The organism is Micromonospora sp. BRA006-A, from assembly GCF_033433935.1.
Taxonomy (GTDB): Bacteria; Actinomycetota; Actinomycetes; order Mycobacteriales; family Micromonosporaceae; genus Micromonospora; species Micromonospora aurantiaca.
Genome location: NZ_JANCLW010000001.1, coordinates 2655726 through 2672821, shown reverse-complemented (window position 1 = coordinate 2672821; position 17096 = coordinate 2655726). Strand labels below are relative to the sequence as shown.

The 17096-nt window shown below is 73.8% G+C and carries 14 protein-coding genes and 1 tRNA gene; 1 reads left to right on the top strand and 14 read right to left on the bottom strand.

The annotated features are described in order from the left end of the window. Positions 1 to 199: 199 nt before the first annotated feature. From NMK34_RS12770 to ald, 9 genes are all read right to left on the bottom strand, one after another. A tRNA-Pro gene (locus tag NMK34_RS12770) sits at positions 200 to 273 on the bottom strand. Positions 274 to 421: 148 nt separating this feature from the next. Continuing rightward, complete coding sequence (gene der / locus NMK34_RS12765) at positions 422 to 1831, bottom strand: ribosome biogenesis GTPase Der (RefSeq protein WP_318333544.1); 1410 nt, start codon at positions 1829 to 1831, stop codon at positions 422 to 424. Then, positions 1828 to 2508 carry a (d)CMP kinase gene (gene cmk / locus NMK34_RS12760; protein WP_318333543.1) on the bottom strand — a complete coding sequence of 227 codons (681 nt, stop codon included), beginning with the start codon at positions 2506 to 2508 and terminating at the stop codon, positions 1828 to 1830. Before cmk ends, der begins: the two co-directional genes overlap by 4 nt. Before the next feature lie 171 nt (positions 2509 to 2679). Continuing rightward, positions 2680 to 3450 (bottom strand): pseudouridine synthase, encoded by a 771-nt coding sequence (locus NMK34_RS12755; RefSeq protein WP_318333542.1) that lies wholly within the window; start codon positions 3448 to 3450, stop codon positions 2680 to 2682. Continuing rightward, positions 3437 to 4375, bottom strand: a complete 939-nt coding sequence (scpB, locus tag NMK34_RS12750) for an SMC-Scp complex subunit ScpB (RefSeq protein ID WP_318333541.1) — start codon at positions 4373 to 4375, stop codon at positions 3437 to 3439. The genes NMK34_RS12755 and scpB overlap by 14 nt, the downstream gene beginning before the upstream one ends. Positions 4376 to 4379: 4 nt before the next feature. Continuing rightward, positions 4380 to 5375, bottom strand: coding sequence for a ScpA family protein (locus NMK34_RS12745; RefSeq protein WP_318333540.1), 996 nt, complete (start codon positions 5373 to 5375; stop codon positions 4380 to 4382). A gap of 41 nt (positions 5376 to 5416) precedes the next feature. After that, positions 5417 to 6340 (bottom strand): ParA family protein, encoded by a 924-nt coding sequence (locus NMK34_RS12740; protein WP_013285595.1) that lies wholly within the window; start codon positions 6338 to 6340, stop codon positions 5417 to 5419. Positions 6341 to 6534: 194 nt separating this feature from the next. After that, positions 6535 to 7506, bottom strand: a complete 972-nt coding sequence (locus NMK34_RS12735) for a site-specific tyrosine recombinase XerD (protein WP_318333539.1) — start codon at positions 7504 to 7506, stop codon at positions 6535 to 6537. A gap of 11 nt (positions 7507 to 7517) precedes the next feature. Next, positions 7518 to 8633 carry an alanine dehydrogenase gene (gene ald, locus NMK34_RS12730; protein WP_013285593.1) on the bottom strand — a complete coding sequence of 372 codons (1116 nt, stop codon included), beginning with the start codon at positions 8631 to 8633 and terminating at the stop codon, positions 7518 to 7520. Positions 8634 to 8857: 224 nt separating this feature from the next. On the opposite strand from ald, the gene NMK34_RS12725 reads away from it, so the two are divergent. Next, the gene (locus NMK34_RS12725; RefSeq protein ID WP_396884342.1) at positions 8858 to 9172 is read left to right on the top strand and encodes a TM2 domain-containing protein; all 315 of its coding nucleotides are present in this window, start codon (positions 8858 to 8860) and stop codon (positions 9170 to 9172) included. A 67-nt stretch (positions 9173 to 9239) separates the two neighbouring features. Here the strand turns inward: NMK34_RS12725 and NMK34_RS12720 are convergent, their stop codons facing one another. The 5 genes from NMK34_RS12720 to murJ all read right to left on the bottom strand — a co-directional run bounded on the left by NMK34_RS12720 (position 9240) and on the right by murJ (position 17095). Beyond that, positions 9240 to 9845 carry an NUDIX domain-containing protein gene (locus NMK34_RS12720; RefSeq protein ID WP_135239487.1) on the bottom strand — a complete coding sequence of 202 codons (606 nt, stop codon included), beginning with the start codon at positions 9843 to 9845 and terminating at the stop codon, positions 9240 to 9242. Between the two features lie 34 nt (positions 9846 to 9879). Further along, positions 9880 to 11610, bottom strand: a complete 1731-nt coding sequence (locus NMK34_RS12715) for a CTP synthase (RefSeq protein ID WP_318333538.1) — start codon at positions 11608 to 11610, stop codon at positions 9880 to 9882. A 270-nt stretch (positions 11611 to 11880) separates the two neighbouring features. Next, complete coding sequence (locus NMK34_RS12710; RefSeq protein WP_318333537.1) at positions 11881 to 14268, bottom strand: hypothetical protein; 2388 nt, start codon at positions 14266 to 14268, stop codon at positions 11881 to 11883. Continuing rightward, complete coding sequence (locus NMK34_RS12705) at positions 14268 to 15401, bottom strand: glycosyltransferase family 4 protein (RefSeq protein WP_318333536.1); 1134 nt, start codon at positions 15399 to 15401, stop codon at positions 14268 to 14270. The genes NMK34_RS12710 and NMK34_RS12705 overlap by 1 nt, the downstream gene beginning before the upstream one ends. Then, a complete protein-coding gene (murJ, locus tag NMK34_RS12700; protein WP_318333535.1) occupies positions 15398 to 17095 on the bottom strand; it encodes a murein biosynthesis integral membrane protein MurJ in 1698 nt (565 codons plus the stop codon). The genes NMK34_RS12705 and murJ overlap by 4 nt, the downstream gene beginning before the upstream one ends. Position 17096 lies beyond the last annotated feature (1 nt).

Below are 17096 nucleotides of genomic sequence, written 5' to 3'. Positions count from 1 at the left end.
AGCATCCGCAGCGCTTGACGCGGAATCAAGAACCACAATGCCGCCCCGTCCAGAACCCAGACGAAGCGGCGGGTCAGAGCGTTCCGAGTTCAGCATGCCGGCGGCAAAAGCTCATCGCCGTTACTGCCAACAAAGATCATCCGTTACCGGATGTTGCCGCCGTCACCGGAGAAGATCTTCATCTCCCCAGGTCAACCAGTCGGGACGGCCGGATTCGAACCGACGACCCCTTGACCCCCAGTCAAGTGCGCTACCAAGCTGCGCCACGTCCCGATGCCCCCGCCGGGTCTCCCCCGCGGCAGCCGGTACAGCTTAGCGCAGGATCTTCGCACCGTGCGCAGAGGCCCCTCCCGCGCCGCGCGCCACACCCCCTAGAGCGTCCTAGGAGGGTGGGCGCGGCAAAACAGCGGCACCCGAAGGGTCAGCCGTGGGCCTTGCCCCGGCCGCCGGGGCCGAGTTTCTTGCGCGGGCGTACCGAGATCTCGATCGGGCTGCCCTCGTAGCCGAACTCCTCGCGGAGCTTGCGCTCGACGAAGCGCTGGTAGCCGGCGTCCAGCGGCCCGGTGGTGAACAGCACGAACCGCGGCGGCGCCGCCCCGGCCTGGGTGGCGAACAGGATGCGTGGCGCGCGTCCGCCGCGTACCGGGTGCGGGGTGGCCTGGACCAGCGCGGTGAGCCACTGGTTGAGCTGCGCGGTCGGGATGCGCGTCTCCCAGCTCGCAAGCGCCTTGCGCAGCGCGGGCGCGAGCTTGTCGACGGCGCGGCCGGTCTTCGCGGACAGGTTCAGCCGGATCGCCCAGGGGATGCGGCGCAGCTCCCGGTCGATCTCCTTGTCCAGGTAGTAGCGGCGGTCGCCGTCGACCAGGTCCCACTTGTTGAAGGCGATGACCAGCGCCCGGCCGGATTCGACGACCATGGTGAGGATCCGCTGGTCCTGCTCGCTGATCACCTCGCTGGAGTCGATCAGCACCACGGCGACCTCGGCCGCCTCGATCGCCGAGGCGGTCCGCAGGCTGGCGTAGTACTCGGTGCCGCTGGCCTTGCCGACCCGCTTGCGCAGGCCGGCGGTGTCGACCAGCTGCCACGTCTCGCCGCCGATCTCGACCAGGCTGTCGACCGGGTCGACAGTGGTGCCGGCCACCGAGTCGACGACCGCGCGCTCCTCACCGGAGAAGCGGTTGAGCAGGCTGGACTTGCCGACGTTGGGGCGGCCGACCAGGGCGACCCGGCGGGGGCCGCGCGGCCGGTTCTCCACGATCTTCGGCGCCTCGGGCAGCGCGTCCAGGATGGCGTCGAGCAGGTCGCCGGAGCCGCGGCCGTGCAGCGCCGAGACCGGGAACGGCTCACCGAGGCCGAGCGACCACAGCGCGGTCGCCTCCATCTCGATGGTGGTGTTGTCGGCCTTGTTGGCGACCAGGATGACCGGCTTGGCGCTGCGGCGCAGCATCTTCACCGCGGCCTCGTCCACGTCGGTCGAGCCGACCATGGCGTCCACCACGAACAGCACCACGTCGGCGGTGACCACCGCGATCTCGGCCTGGGCGGCGATTGCCGCGGCGCGGTCCTTGGCGTCGGGTTCCCAGCCGCCGGTGTCCACGACGGTGAACGCCCGGCCGTTCCACTGCGCGTCGTAGGGCACCCGGTCCCGGGTCACGCCGGGAATGTCCTCCACGACCGCCTGCCGACGGCCGATGATGCGGTTGACCAGCGTGGACTTGCCGACGTTGGGACGGCCGACCACTGCCACCACGGGCTGCGGGCCGGTCGGCTCACCGGAGTCGGCCTCCGGCTCGCGCAACTCCACCCAGCCTTCGAGATCATTGTCACTCATGCCACGCCCCGCTCCGTGAGCATCTCGCGCAAGCGGGCCACGACCTCATCGATGCCGAGCTCGGTGGTGTCCAGCACCACCGCGTCTGGGGCCTGCTGCAGCGGGTTGACCTTGCGGGTCGAGTCGAGCCTGTCCCGGCGGGCCAGGTCGACGGCGGTCGCCGCGACGTCGGCGGCGTCCTCGGCGCTGCGCCGCTTCGCGCGCGCCGCCTCGGAGGCGGTCAGGTACACCTTCAGGTCCGCATCCGGCGCGACCACCGAGCCGATGTCCCGGCCTTCGACCACGATGCGGCCCGCGTCGGCGATCACCCGCCGCTGCCGGTCCACCAGCAGCTCGCGTACGGCGGCGACGGCGGCCACCGCGGAGACGGCTCCGGTCACCTCGGCGCCGCGGATGGCGGTGGACACGTCGGTGCCGTCGACTGTCACGGCGTACCCCTGGGGGTCGGTGCCGATGCGGAGATCGGCCTCGGCGGCGACCTTCGCCACCGACTCGGCGTCGGTGAGTTCCACGCCGGAGCGCAGGACCGCCCAGGTCAGCGCCCGGTACATGGCGCCGGTGTCGAGGTAGCGGGCGCCGAGACCCGTCGCCAGTCGCCGCGACACGGTGGACTTCCCCGAACCGGACGGCCCGTCCACAGCGACCACGCATCGCCCGGCCGGTACGTTTTCCTCCACCGTTGTCCTCCTCAGCCCGTACCTCGCAGGTCGCCTGATATGTCCGGCGCCGTTGAGCGGATGGTTCTGTCGTCAATCATGCCCGCGCCGCGCGGGCGTCCCGCCGGGCCGGCGTGTGCCGGCCCGCGGACCGCGTCGAAGCCTACCGGGAGCCGTACCCGGATCGGCGGGTCAGTCACCCACCGCCCTGAACAGGGCGGCGACCTCCGCGTTTGTGAGCCGCCGCATCCGCCCGGTACGCAGGTCGCCGAGCTTGATCGGACCGATCGAGGTACGGATCAGACGGGACACCGGGTGTCCCACCTCGGCCATCAGGCGCCGGACGATGTGCTTGCGCCCCTCGTGCAGGGTCAGCTCCACCTGGGCGGATTTGCCGAGCGTGTCGACCAGCTTGAACCCGTCGACCTTCACCGGCCCGTCCTCCAGCTCGATGCCGGCGGTCAGCCGCTTGCCCAGGTTGCGCGGAATCGGCCCGGCCACCTCGGCGAGGTAGGTCTTGAGCACCTCGTACGACGGGTGCATGAGCTTGTGGGCCAGGGTGCCGTCGTTGGTGAGCAGGAGCAGGCCCTCGCTGTCGGCGTCCAGTCGCCCGACGTGGTAGACCCGCTGCTCCAGCCGCGCGCCGATGAAATCGGCGAGCTCGGTACGCCCCTTCTCGTCGGCCATGGTGGTGACCACCCCGCGCGGCTTGTTCATCGCCACGTAGACCAGGCGGACGTCGGCCTGGAGCCGCTCCCCGTCGACGACGATCACGTCGCGAGCCGGGTCGGCCTTGTCGCCGAGCTGCGCCACCCGCCCGTTCACGGTGACCCGGCGCCGGAAGATCAGGTCTTCACAGGCGCGCCGGGAACCCACCCCCGCGGCGGCGAGCACCTTCTGGAGGCGCTCGGCGCCCTCGTACACGGGGGCGTCGGGCTTCGGGGCACGGTCATCGCGTCGCATCGGCAAGCTCTTCTACGTCGTCGGGAAGGAACGGGGCGAGCGGCGGCAGGTCGTCCACCGAGTTCAGCCCCAGCTTCTCCAGGAACATGGTGGTGGTCCGGTAGAGGTAGGCGCCGCTGTCCGCTTCGGTGCCGCACTCCTCGACCAGGCCGCGACCCACCAGGGTACGGAGCACCCCGTCGCAGTTGACACCCCGGATGGCCGAGATGCGGGAACGGGTCACCGGCTGCCGGTAGGCGACCACGGCGAGGGTCTCCAGCGCGGCCTGGGTCAGCCGCACGGACTGCCCGTCCAGTACGAACCGTTCCACGTACGTCGCGTATTCCGGCCGGGTGTAGAGACGCCAGCCACCCGCCGCCCGGCGCAGGTCGAACCCGTGGCCGGCCGCGGTGTACCCGGCGGCGATCTCGTCGAGCATCGCGCCGACCCGCTCCGGGGCCTGTTCGAGGACCTCGGCCAGGACCAGCTCGCTGACCGGCTGGTCCACCACGAGCAGGATCGCCTCCAGGGCGCCGCGCAGCTCCGCGTCGTCCAGGACGGGCGCGGGCACCGGTTCCGGCACGGCTCGCCGCCGTCCCCGCTTAACGGGTACGCCGTCAGCACCCGCCTGCTGCCCCGCGTCCCGCGCCGTCATGCCGGCGTCTTCCCCCGAGATCTTGGTACGGTCCCGCCCTCCGAGGGGCGCCCCCGTACCAAGATCCGCCCCGATCGTGGCGATCTCGGAAGGAACGGGCCCCTCTGAGGGCCCTTCGCTTCCAAGATCTGCGGAGGACTCCGACGCGGTGTCCGTGATGTCGGGGTCCGGGTGCTCGGCGGGCGCGTCGGAATCGTCCGGGGCGGGCTTGGGCGGGGCGGGGCGCTCCCACGGGGGCACCCAGGCGGCGGCCTGGTCGGCGAGGGAGTCGCGGCGTTCCTGGTCGCTCATCCGTTCACTCCTGCGTCGGTGCGGGTTCGTCCGCCGCCTCGGAGGGCACGGCGGCGTCGGATGCGGCAGCATCGCTCAGCGGGGCGTCGGCGGCGGGGACGGACGTGGTCGTGGGTTCGGGGCTGCCGGCGTACTCGTCGACCGTCAGCTCGGCCTCGCCGTCGGCCGGGCCGGTCCAGCGGACTGTCAGTTCCTCCAGCGCCTGCTCCTGCACGAACGCGACAAGGCCCTGCCGGTACAGCTCCAGCAGTGCCAGGAACCGGGCCACCACCTCGAGCGTCATCTCGCAGTCGGCGCAGAGCAGCGAGAACGTGGCGATCCCGGCGCGGCGCAGCCGGTCCGCGATGATGCCGGCGTGTTCGCGGACGCTGACCCGGACCATGTGCACGTGCGCGATGGAGACCTCGGGCACCGGCTTCGGGCTCATCGCCCTGACCGCGAGCGTGCGCAGCCGCTCGGGACCGATGCCGAGCACCAGGTCGGGCAGCGCCTCGGCGTACCGCGGTTCGAGGGTGACGGCCCTCGGGTAGCGCCGGCCGCCGACCGCCTCCAGTTCGGCGATGTGCGCTGCGGCCTCCTTGTACGCCTTGTACTGCAGCAGCCGCGCGAACAGCAGGTCCCGCGCCTCCAGCAGCGCCAGGTCCTCCTCGTCCTCGACCTCGGCCGAGGGCAGCAGCCGGGCCGCCTTGAGGTCGAGCAGGGTGGCGGCGACGAGCAGGAACTCGCTCGTCTCGTCCAGGTCCCACTGGTCGCCCATGGCGCGCAGGTACGCGATGAACTCGTCGGTGACCTTGTGCAGCGCGACCTCGGTGACGTCCAGCTTGTGCTTGCTGATCAGCTGGAGCAGCAGGTCGAACGGGCCGGTGAAGTTGTCCAGCCGGACGGTGAAGCCACTGGTCTCCGGGCTGTCGGGCACCACACCGTCGGCCTCGGCGGCCGGCTCCGCGGCGACGGCGGGGTCGCCGGTGCCGTGCGGCGGGTCGAGGGGCGGTGCGGTCACCGGGAAACCGTAGACGACGCGGCGGGCGGCCGGCGTGCGCCCTACCGGTCCGCCTGGGCGGCGATGACCTCCCGGGCGAGCTGCCGGTAGTTGCGCGCGCCGGAGGAGGCCGGGTCGAGGGTGGTGATCGGCGCACCGGCCACCGTGGACTCGGGGAACTTCACCGTCTTGGTGATGACGGTCTGGTAGACCTTGTCGCCGAACGCCTCGACCACCCGCTGGAGCACCTGGCGGCAGTGGGTGGTCCGGCTGTCGTACATGGTGGCGAGGATGCCTTCGAGTTCCAGGTCGAAGTTGAGCCGCTCGCGCACCTTGTCGATGGTGTCCAGCAGCAGCGCGACACCGCGCAGGCTGAAGAACTCGCACTCCAGCGGGATGAGCACGCCGTGCGCGACGGTGAGCGCGTTGATCGCCAGCAGGCCCAGCGAGGGCTGGCAGTCGATCAGGATGAAGTCGTACTCCTTGCGGATGGTCCGCAGCACCCGCGCCAGGGCCATCTCACGGGCGACCTCGTTGACGAGCTGGATCTCGGCGGCGGAGAGGTCGATGTTCGCGGGCAGCAGGTGCAGGCCGGCCACGTCGGTCTTGATGAGGACGTCCTCGGCGGTGACGTCGTCCTGCATCAGCAGGTTGTAGACCGACAGGTCCAGGTTGTGCGGGTTGACGCCCAGCCCGACGGAGAGGGCGCCCTGCGGGTCGAAGTCGACGAGCAGCACCTTGCGGCCGTACTCGGCCAGGGCCGCGCCCAGGTTGATGGTCGTCGTGGTCTTGCCGACGCCGCCCTTCTGGTTGGCCATCGCGATGATCCGCGCCGGGCCGTGCCGGTCGGTCGGCATGGGTTCGGGGATCGGCTTGCGCATGGTGTACGCGGCCGGGTCGGCGGGGCCGAGATCGGCACCGAGCGTCGCCTGCTGCTCACGGAGCTCCGACGTCCAGGTCTCGGCACGGTCACCGTTTCCTGCCATGTCCTCGTTGCCCCCTCCCGACGACCACCCGGCGTCGGAGCCGTCCGACGTCCCTCGCGGCGCCGCTGCGCACCCCCGGTCCGTCGCACCTGGAGGCCCGCGCCGATGCCGACTGTACGCCACCGGCCAGCAGCGCGTTCGGTAGCGGGTCGGCGTGTCGGCAGCCCGTCAGCCGGGGCTCGCCACGTCGGCGCTCAGCGGGCGCGCGGATGCGCTGTCGCGTACACCTCGCGCAACCGCTCCACAGTCACCAGCGTGTAGACCTGGGTGGTGGTGACCGACGCGTGGCCGAGGAGTTCCTGCACCACGCGCACGTCCGCGCCGCCGTCGAGCAGGTGGGTGGCGTACGAGTGGCGCAGCGTGTGCGGCGAGACCGCGTCGGGACCGTCGACCGGCAGGCCGGCACGTGCGGCGGCGGTACGCAGCACCGCCCAGGCGCCCTGCCGGGTGAGCGGGCCGCCGCGCGCGTTGACGAACACCGCGTGGGTGCCGCGCCCGGCGGCGAGCAACGCCGGGCGGCCCCGGACCAGCCAGGCGCGCAGCGCGTCGGCCGCGTACCCGCCGACCGGGACCAGCCGGGTCCGGCCGCCCTTGCCGCGCAGCAGCACGGCGCCGGCGCCCAGGTCGAGGTCGTCGACGGCGGCGCCGACCGCCTCGGAGATGCGCGCGCCGGTGCCGTACAGGAATTCCAGCAGCGCCCGGTCGCGCAGCGTGCGGGCGGCGGCGTCGCCGGTGGCGCCGGGTGTGCCGGCGGCCGCCAGCAGCCGCAGGACCGCGTCGACGGGGAGCGCGCGGGGCAGCCGGCGCGGCGGCGCGGGCGGGCGGACGTCGCGGCTGGGGTCGGCGCCGGCCAGTCCCTCGCGCAGCGCGAAGCGGTGCAGGCCGCGGACCGCGCTGGCCGCGCGGGCGGCGGAGGAGACGGCGAGCGGCGGGTGGTCGTCGTCGCCCGCGCGCAACCGGGCCAGATGGGCCTCGACCTGCGCGGGCCCGGCGGCGGCCAGGTCGTCCACCCCGGCTGCCGCAAGTGTGGCGAGGTAGCGGTCCAGATCCCGGCGGTACGAGGCGAGCGTGTTCGCGGACAGCCCGCGTTCGACGGTGAGGTGGTCCAGGTAGGTCCGGACCGCACGGCGCAGGGCCGGCGCGGGTTCCGCGCCGGCCCTGCGCACGGCGGCGTCGGTCAGCTCAGCACCTCGTCCAGCGGCAGCACGTCCATGCCGTGCGCCTCGGCGACCGGGCCGTAGACGACCTTGCCGGCGTGGGTGTTCAGGCCCAGGGCCAGCGCCGGGTCGTTGCGCAGCGCCTGCTGCCAGCCCTGGTTCGCCAGTTCGAGGGCGTACGGCAGGGTGACGTTCGTCAGCGCGTAGGTGCTGGTGTTCGGCACCGCGCCCGGCATGTTCGCCACGCAGTAGAAGATCGAGTCGTGGACCTTGTAGACCGGGTCGGCGTGCGTGGTCGGGCGCGAGTCCTCGAAGCAGCCGCCCTGGTCGATGGCGATGTCGACGAGCACACTGCCCGGCTTCATCCGGGAGACCAGCTCGTTGGAGATGAGCTTCGGGGCCTTCGCGCCGGGCACCAGCACCGCGCCGATGACCAGGTCCGCGTCGAGCACGGCCCGCTCGATCTCGTACGCGTTGGAGGCGACGGTCTGCAGGTGGCCCCGGTAGATGGCGTCGGCCTGGCGCAGCCGGGCCACGTTCTTGTCCAGCAGCAGCACCTCGGACTGCAGGCCGAGCGCGATGGCGGCGGCGTTGAGGCCGGACACGCCCGCGCCGATGACCACGGTCTTTGCGGCGTACACGCCGGAGACGCCGCCGGGCAGCACGCCCCGCCCGCCGCCGGTACGCATCATGTAGAAGGCGCCCACCTGCGGGGCGAGTCGGCCGGCCACCTCGGACATCGGGGCGAGCAGCGGCAGCGAGCGGTCGGGCAGCTCGACCGTCTCGTACGCGATGCCGGTGACCTTCCGGTCGACCAGCGCGTCGGTGCACTCGCGGGACGCGGCCAGGTGCAGGTAGGTGAACAGCACCTGCCCCTCGCGCATCCGGTGGTACTCCTCGGCGATCGGCTCCTTGACCTTGAGCACCAGATCGGCGGTGTCCCAGACCTCGTCGGCGGTGGCCAGGATCTTCGCGCCGGCGGCGGCGAACTCGTCGTCGGTGATGCTGGAGCCGACTCCGGCGCCTGCCTCCACGAAGACCTCGTGGCCGTGGCGGGTGAACTCGTTGACGCCGGCGGGCGTGATCGCCACCCGGTACTCGTGGTTCTTGACCTCGCGGGGGATTCCGACCTTCACGATGCAGACACCTTCCTCCGGGGCGGCTCACCCCCGACTGCGCGGCCGCGCCGGCTCCGTTGCCGGCGCGGTCCTCTGTCCCGCCGGCGGCAGTCTAGGCCCGCGGGAAGCCCACGGACGGCGACACTGTGACATCCGGTGCCCGCTGGTCCTGACGGTGTGTCAGGCATGCCTCGGACTGCCCGGTGGAGACGCCATCCGCCGACAGGACAAAGTTCGATGACATCTTCCCATCGGCTGAGCCGCGAGACCGACAAGACGTGAACCGATCACTATTGTGTCCGCTCATGACCACTCCTTATCAGCAGTACCCGCAGGGCGTCTCGGACAAGAGCAAGGTCGTCGCGGGCATCCTCGGCATCCTGCTCGGCTTCTTCGGCGCCGGGCGGTTCTACATGGGCGACACCAAGACCGGCGTCCTCCAGCTCGTGGTGAGCGTCGTGACCTGTGGCTTCGGCGCGCTCTGGGGCACCATCGACGGCATCCTGATCCTGGTCAACGGTGGCGTCGACGGGCAGGGCCGGCCGCTGCGCGACTGAGCGCAGGCACACGGAAGGGGCCGCGCGGTGCGTCGCACCGCGCGGCCCCTTCGTCGTCCGTGCCGGATCAGCGCGGCAGCGGCGCCTCCGGGCGGCGCAGCTCGGTGAAGCCGGTGTCCCGGGCGCGGGCGGCGGCGAGCAGACCGGCCACGCAGGACGCGTTGGTGATCTCCCCGGCCAGCACCATCCGCACCGCCTCGTCCAGGTCCACGCGGACCACCTGGAGGTCGGCCTCCTCGTCGTGCCGGTCGTGCCGCTGCTCCGCCGGCACGTCGGCGAGGTCGCGGGCCAGGAACACCCGCACGACCTCGTCGGCGAAACCGGGCGAGCTGTGCAGGTCGACGAGCACGTCGACGCGCCCGGCGGTCAGGTCCGCCTCCTCGGCCAGCTCCCGCAGCGCGGCGGCGGCCAGGTCCTCACCGCCGACGTCCATCAGCCCGGCGGGCAGCTCCCACAGGTGCCGGCCGACCGGGTGCCGGTACTGGCGGATCAGCACCACCTGACCGGCGTCGTCGAGCGCCACCACGGCGACCGCGCCGACGTGCCGCACGTAGTCACGGGTCGCGCTGCCGCCACCGGGCATGGTGACGTCGTCACTGACCACGGAGAAGATCCGGCCGGACCAGATCTGGCGGCGGCCGGTCACCTCGTACCGGTGCTCGACGCCGCTCACGCCGCCACCCCGCGCGTTCGCGCGGACCGGCCGCTCATCTGGCCGAGGCCTTCGCGCCACCGCCGCGGCCGGCCTTCTTCGACGCGCCGTCCAGGTCCACCGGCAGCTGGTCGGCCTGCGAGTACGCCACGGCGGCGCCGACGAACGCGGCGAACAGCGGATGCGGCCGGGTGGGGCGGCTCTTGAGCTCCGGGTGCGCCTGGGTGGCCACGAAGAAGGGGTGCAGGTTGCGGTCCAGCTCGACGAACTCGACCAGCCGCCCGTCCGGCGACGTGCCGGAGATGGTCAGGCCGGCCTTGGTGAGCTGGTCGCGGTAGGCGTTGTTCACCTCGTACCGGTGCCGGTGCCGCTCGCTGACCTCGGTGCTGCCGTACGCCTCGGCGACGATCGAACCCTCGGCCAGCTTCGCCGGGTACGCCCCGAGCCGCATGGTGCCGCCCAGGTCGCCGCGCCCGGCGACGATGTCCTCCTGGTCGGCCATGGTGGCGATGACCGGGTGCACGGCCTCCTCGTCGAACTCCAGGGAGTTCGCCCCGTCGAGGTTGGCCAGGTGCCGGGCCACCTCGATGGTCATGCACTGCAGGCCGAGGCAGAGGCCCAGCAGCGGGATGCCGTTCTCCCGCGCGTACCGGGCGGTGCCGACCTTGCCCTCGATGCCGCGGACGCCGAAGCCGCCGGGGATCACGATGCCGTCGACGCCGGACAGCGCGGCGGCGGCGCCCGCCGGGGTCACGCAGTCGTCGCTGGGCACCCACTTGAGCTGCACCCGGGCGCGGTGGCCGAACCCGGCGGCCCGGATCGCCTCGCTGACCGACAGGTACGCGTCGGGCAGGTCGACGTACTTGCCGACCAGCGCGACGGTGATCGTGTGCCGGGGCTGGTGCACCCGCTCCAGCAGGTCGTCCCAGCGGGTCCAGTCCACGTCGCGGAACGACAGGCCGAGCCGGCGCACCACGTACGCGTCGAGGCCCTCGCGGTGCAGCACCTTGGGGATGTCGTAGATGCTCGGCGCGTCCGGCGCGGCGGTGACCGCCTCCCGGTCGACGTCGCAGTACAGCGACAGCTTCTCCTTGACCTTCTCCGGGATCTCCCGGTCGCAGCGCAGCACCAGCGCGTCGGGCTGGATGCCGATGCTGCGCAGCTGCGCCACCGAGTGCTGGGTCGGCTTGGTCTTCAGCTCGCCCGACGGCGCCAGGTACGGCACCAGCGACACGTGCAGGTAGAAGCAGTTGTCCCGGCCCAGGTCGTGGCGGATCTGCCGGATCGACTCCAGGAACGGCAGCGACTCGATGTCGCCGACCGTGCCGCCGACCTCGGTGATCACCACGTCGGGCACCTGGCCGTCGGCGTCCGGGTCGGCCATGCCGAGGATGCGGGCCTTGATCTCGTTGGTGATGTGCGGGATGACCTGCACCGTGTCGCCGAGGTACTCCCCGCGCCGCTCCTTGGCGATCACCGCCGAGTAGATCTGGCCGGTGGTGACGTTCGCCTTCCCGGAGAGGTCCCGGTCGAGGAACCGCTCGTAGTGCCCGACGTCGAGGTCGGTCTCGGCGCCGTCCTCGGTGACGAAGACCTCGCCGTGCTGGAACGGGTTCATCGTCCCGGGGTCGACGTTCAGGTACGGGTCGAGCTTCTGCATCACCACGCGCAGTCCGCGCGCGGTGAGCAGACTCCCGAGGCTGGAGGCGGTGAGGCCCTTACCCAGCGAGGAGGCGACGCCCCCGGTGACGAAAATGTGCCTGGTCGTCCGTGCTGTAGGGGCCAAGGCCTGCTCCCGTGTCGTCCGTAGCGGTCGTGCGAACCGCCGTGCCGATCAGCAGAGTGATCACGCGATCCACGGGATTCCACGGTAACACCATCCGGACCGTGAGCCGGCGTCGCACCCGCTGTCGGCGCACGTGAGGCCGGATCCGGCCCGGATCCGGCCCTTGATCGACACCAGCTCGCCGCTGTGGTGCCTTCCACCGGGCCTCGACCCCGCCACCTCCCCGAACCGGCGAGCGGCAGACCTGGCGGGCCGCACGGGCGGCCCGGGTCAGCCGGCGGGGATCTCCGAGGACGCCGGGGTCGGCTGCGCGGGCACCCGCGCCCCGTGGGCCATGCCGGCGGCGGGCGGCCCGTCCGGCGCCTGCGTGCCGGCGGAGTCCTGTCCGTCCGGCCCGACCGGCTCCCCGGCCTCCCCCGGGTCGCCGGCACCGTCACCGGCCGGGCCGTCGGCAGCCGGCCGACCACCACCCGCACCGTCGCCGGCCGCACCGCCCCGGGAGGAGCTGTCCGGGCCGCCCGGTGGGACCGCGCCCGTCTCGCCGCCGGGACGGCCGCTGTCGGGCACCGTACGGTCGGTGGAGTGGTCGAGCACCCGCAGCGCCGCCAGGGCCGCCATGGGCACCACGAGAGCCGCCGCCGCGCCGGCCACGTCCAGTGCCGACCCACCAAGGAGGCCGCCCAGCCCGACGGCCACGCCGGTACCGGCCATCGCCGCCCGGATCGCCGGGTAGATGCCGAACAGCCGCATCAGCCCGCCCCACGGCTGGAGCAGCGCGAGCCAGACCAGCGCCGCCCCGGCCAGGGCCAGCACGGTGAGCGGGCTGTTCACCAGCGTCTGGATGTTGGAGCTGCTGGACCGGTGCACGGTGAGCCCGCCGGTGCCGTCGCCCACAGCGGCCAGGAACCGGCCCACGCTGCCCCGCTCGTCCGCCGGACGGCCCAGGTCGACCAGGGCGAAGCCGACGGTGACCGCCAGCGCGGCCATGGTGGCCCAGGCCAGCCGGCTCACGGTGAGCCAGCCGCCGCTGCAGATCGCTGCCGCGACGCTGACGCCGGCGGTGAGCGCGATCGCGCCGATCGAGTCGGCGCCCAGGTACGGGCTGCCCACTATCACCACGGCGAGCCCGCCGACAGTCACCATCACCATCGGCCGCCAGCCCTTGCGGAACCGCTGGGCGAGCCAGCCGCCGCACAGCAGCGCCCCGGCGATGAACACGCCCAGCCCGACGGTGCCGAGCCCGGCGTACCGGCCGCCCTCCAGCGCCGAGTAGCCGACCACGCCGTTGAGCTGCAACCGGGAGCCGGTGAGCACGTCCACGCCGACGACGAGCGTGGCCAGCCCGGCCACCGCGCCGAGCGGGCCGAGGGTGCGCTCGTGCCCCGGAGTGAACCGGACCGCGGCGGTGCCGCCGACGATGAGCAGCGCGGTCACCGAGGCGTACCAGAGGCCGGCGTGGTCGCCGCGCCACCAGGGCACGGCGTCGGCGAGCAGCGCCGCGGGCACGGCGAGCGCGGCGGCGATCAGCATCAGCTCCACCACGGCGACGATGCGCGGGGACACCGGTTCCGGTCCGTGCGGGCCGGCGAGCCGGCGGGCCCGGCGCAGCAGCGGCAGCACCGCCACCGCGAGGGCGAGCTGGGCGGCGGCGAGCAGCGTGAAGAACCAGCCGGCGACGCGGCGCTGGGCGGCGGCCTCCCGGTCCGCGTCGGCCGGCGCCTCGATCGCGGCCCGCAGGTCGTCCGGCCGGTCGTCGACCGTCACCGCGGGGCGGCCGAGGAACACCCGTTCCGGCATCGGCTTGTCGAGCACGGCGAGCACTGTCGGGGCCAGGTCGATCAGTTGCAGGTAGCCGGACCGGGCGGTGCTGGGCGAGGTCAGCCAGCCGCCCTCCCAGCCGGGGCCGTCGGCGACAGCGACGTGCAGCCGCGCCGGGGAGTCGGTGTCGGACACGCCGGCGACCAGCACCAGCGAACGCGGCGGCCGGGCGGCGAGCACCCGGGCCAGCCGGGCGTCGGCCTGCCGCGCCTGCGCGGCCCGCACGGCCGGGTCCTCGTCGTCGACGGTGCCGACGTCGACGATGCTCAGCACGCAGGAGCCGAGCAGTTCGGCCGGATCCTCGGGGAGCGTGGGCGCGTACCTGTCGACCCGGCCGAACGGGCGGGCGGCGGCCACCGCGGCACCCGGCCCGACCGCAACCGAGCAGCGCACCGACTCGGCCAGCGCGCCGGGCGTGGCGCCCCAGGAGAGCTGCTCCTGGTTGTGTACGACCGCGCTGGCCTGGTCGGGCAGGTTCGCGCCGATGCCGTCGGGCCGTTCGACTGTGACGGCGGTGGCCGGGCAGCCGCCGCTCGGGCGGGTGCCGGGCCAGGCGGCGAAGTTCCCCGCGCCGAGCGTCAGCCAGCCGTCGACAGGGCAGGTGGGGCGGTGCGCGGAGCGGACCGAGAGCGACCCGATCGCGCCCTGCTCGGCCATCCGCCACAGCGTCGGCGTGTTCTCCGGGTCGACGTCGTCCCACCGCAGGCCCGCCGCGCCGACGAGCACCACGTAGTCGGCGTTCGGCCGGGTCGCGCCGTCGTCCGGGCGGGCGGACAGCGCGGTGATGCCCAGCGCCACCACGACGAGCGTCAGCAACACCGGGGTCAGTCTGCGCAGCATCAGCGGTTCCCGGTGGAGAGCTGCGGGGTCAGCTCGGCGTAGAGGCCGGCGAGCGCGGCCACGGTGTCCGCCTCGGTGGGCCAGGTCGCGGCCCGGGCCAGGCTGCGCCGGCCCAGGTCGGCCCGGCGGGCGGGGTCGTCGAGCAGGTCGCGCACCGCCGCGTCGACGGCGTCCACGTCGCCCGGCGGCACCAGCACGGCCGCATCGCCGACCAGGTCCGGCAGACCGCCGACGGCGGTCGCGACGAGCGGTACGCCGGCCCGCAGCGCCTCCTGCGCGAACAACTGACGGGCCTCCCAGTCGCTCGTCACCACCGCGAGGTCGGCGGCGCCGAGCAGGTCCGCCACGTCGGTGCGGTGCCCGAGCAGCGTCACCGGCGCGCGGGCGGCCGAGATCCGGGCGGCGAGCGGCAGGTACGCCGGACCGCTGCCCGCGATCACCACGAGCGGGGCGGGGGTGCGGGTCCGCCAGCGGGCGGCGGCGTCGATCAGGACGTCGTACCGCTTCTGCGGGTGCAGCCGGCCCACCGACAGGATCAGCGGGCGGTCGGCGGCGACGCCGAACTCGGCGCGTACCGCGGTGCGGCGGCGGCGCGGCGCGGGCAGCGCCGGCGCGGCGACCGGGGCCAGGCGGGCGTCGGCGGCACCGAGCGCGGTGGCGCGGTCGACCAGGTCGGCGGAGGCGCCCAGGGCGACCCGCACGGACCGGGCGACGACGCGCTCGACCAGCCGGGACACCGCACCGCGCAGGCCACCGGCGAGGACGGCGTTGTGCCAGGTGACGACCAGCGGCGCGGCGGGACGGGCGAGCGCGGCGACCAGGCCGGCGCGCAGCCCGTGCGCGTGCACCACGTCGACAGGTGTGCCGGCGAGCGCCCGGCGCAGCGCGGTGACCGCGCGCGCGTCACCCGGCGTGGGGCTGGCCGGGATCTCCACCGGTGTGAACCGGGCTCCGGCACCGGTGAAGTCGAACTGCTCCTCGGTGGCGGCCGGGCCGCAGACCAGCACGGACGCGCCGGCCTCGGTGAGCCCTCGGGCGATCGAGCGCACGTGCTGCCCGACCCCGCCGGTGCTGGAGGCGAGCACCAGGGCCACCGACCCGGGCCAGCGCGGTGCCGGCGAGGCGTCCGTCATGAGGAAACGGTCTCCCTTCCGTCACCCCGCTCGCCGGGGTGCTGCTGCGCCGGCGGGCCGTCGTCCCCGCCGGCCGGGCGTCGCCGGCGCAGCCGGCGGGTAACGGTCGCGAGCAGCGGCCGCAGGTCGCGGGCATCGGTCAGCCAGGCGACGGCGAGGAACAGGACACCGACCACGACCCCGGACAGCATGCCCTGCGCGAGGGCCCACGGTGTCGTCGGGGTGCCGTCACCGAGCCCGGCGAGTCCCGCCGCGACGGCCGCCCCGCCAGCGCAGGCGACCACGGCGGCGAGCAGTCCGGCGGTGCCGGCCCGGCCGATCCCGGCCAGCGCCTCGCCACCTGCCGCCCGCCGGACCGCGGCGATCAGCAGCGCGCCGAGCAGCAGCATGCCGGCCGATGTCGCCAGCGTCACCGCGAGCACCCGGTCGGCCAGCGGCGCCACCTGGGCGGACACCACGGCGAGCGCGGGCACGCTGAGCCAGCCGAGCGCGGTGGCGACGGTGGCCGCGCGGGTCTCGCCGCGGGCGTACAGCGCACGGGTGAGGACCGCGAACAGGCCGTAGCCGACCAGGCCGGGCGCGAACCCGGCGATCCCGGCCGCCGCGGTACGCGCATCGAGCGGGTCGGCGAAGAAGAAGTGCCCGACCGGGATCGCGGTGCCGACGAGCGCGGCGGCGCCGAGCAGACTGAGCAGCACGACGCCGCGTACCGCCGGGGCCAGGGTCTCCCGGTAGGCGCGCTCGTCGCCGGTGGCCCGGGCCGCCACGAGCGTCGGGTACGCGGCCACCGCCAGCGGAACCGCCAGCACCGCCCAGGGCAGGAAGTAGACGGTCTGGGCGAGGTTGTAGACGACGACGTCGCCGGTGCGGCCGTAGGTGACCTGGTTGAGCGCGACCACCAGGGCGATCTGCTGGGCGGTCACGGTGACCACCCCGGCGAGCGCCAGACCGCCGACCCGGGCGCGGGCATCGGCCGGGAACCGGTAACCGGGCCGGATCCGCAGCCGCAGCCGGCGCACCGGGATCAGCAGCGACAGCGAGAGCATCACCACGCCGAGTGTGGTGCCGGCGGACAGCAGCAACTCGCCGCCGCGTCCGGCCTCCCCGATCGTGGCCTGCCGCCCCTCGGCGGCGGTGAACCCGAGGTAGACGGCGATGACCGTGACGCTGGACAGCAGCGGCGCGATCACCGGCCAGGCGAAGCGGCGGTGCGCCTGGAGCACGCCGGTCAGCACGATGCCCACGCCGTACAGCGGCAACTGCGGTGCGAAGACCCGCAGCATCCGCGCCCCGGAGGCCTGCTGCGCCTCGCTGAGACCGTTTCCGATCAGGCCGGGCAGCGGGTCGGCGAACACCGCCAGCAGCACCGCCAACGGAACCAGCAGGCTCAGCGTCCAGGTCAGCAGCGCGCCGGTGGTGACGGCCACCGCGCGCCGGTCACCCACCTCGACGGCGCCTGCGAGCAGCGGTACGACGAGACTGGCGAGCGCCCCACCGGCGACGATCTCGAAGATGAAGTTCGGGACGTAGTTCGCCACCAGGTAGGCGCCGCCGAGGTCGGTGGGGCCCAGCATCCAGGTGAACACGGCGGTGCGGCCGAAGCCGGCGAGCCGGCTGAGGACGGTGAGGACGGCGATGAGGGCGGCCGCCCCGGCGACCCGGCCGGCGGCGGCGAGAGGAGCCGGTTTCGTCACG

Excerpts from the sequence above, each read along its gene's own strand:
- der (WP_318333544.1), bottom strand. The coding sequence starts at position 1,831 with ATGAGTGACAATGATCTCGAAGGCTGGGTGGAGTTGCGCGAGCCGGAG.
- NMK34_RS12755 (WP_318333542.1), bottom strand. The coding sequence starts at position 3,450 with ATGCGACGCGATGACCGTGCCCCGAAGCCCGACGCCCCCGTGTACGAG.
- scpB (WP_318333541.1), bottom strand. The coding sequence starts at position 4,375 with ATGAGCGACCAGGAACGCCGCGACTCCCTCGCCGACCAGGCCGCCGCC.
- NMK34_RS12740 (WP_013285595.1), bottom strand. The coding sequence starts at position 6,340 with ATGGCAGGAAACGGTGACCGTGCCGAGACCTGGACGTCGGAGCTCCGT.
- NMK34_RS12710 (WP_318333537.1), bottom strand. The coding sequence starts at position 14,268 with ATGCTGCGCAGACTGACCCCGGTGTTGCTGACGCTCGTCGTGGTGGCG.
- NMK34_RS12705 (WP_318333536.1), bottom strand. The coding sequence starts at position 15,401 with ATGACGGACGCCTCGCCGGCACCGCGCTGGCCCGGGTCGGTGGCCCTG.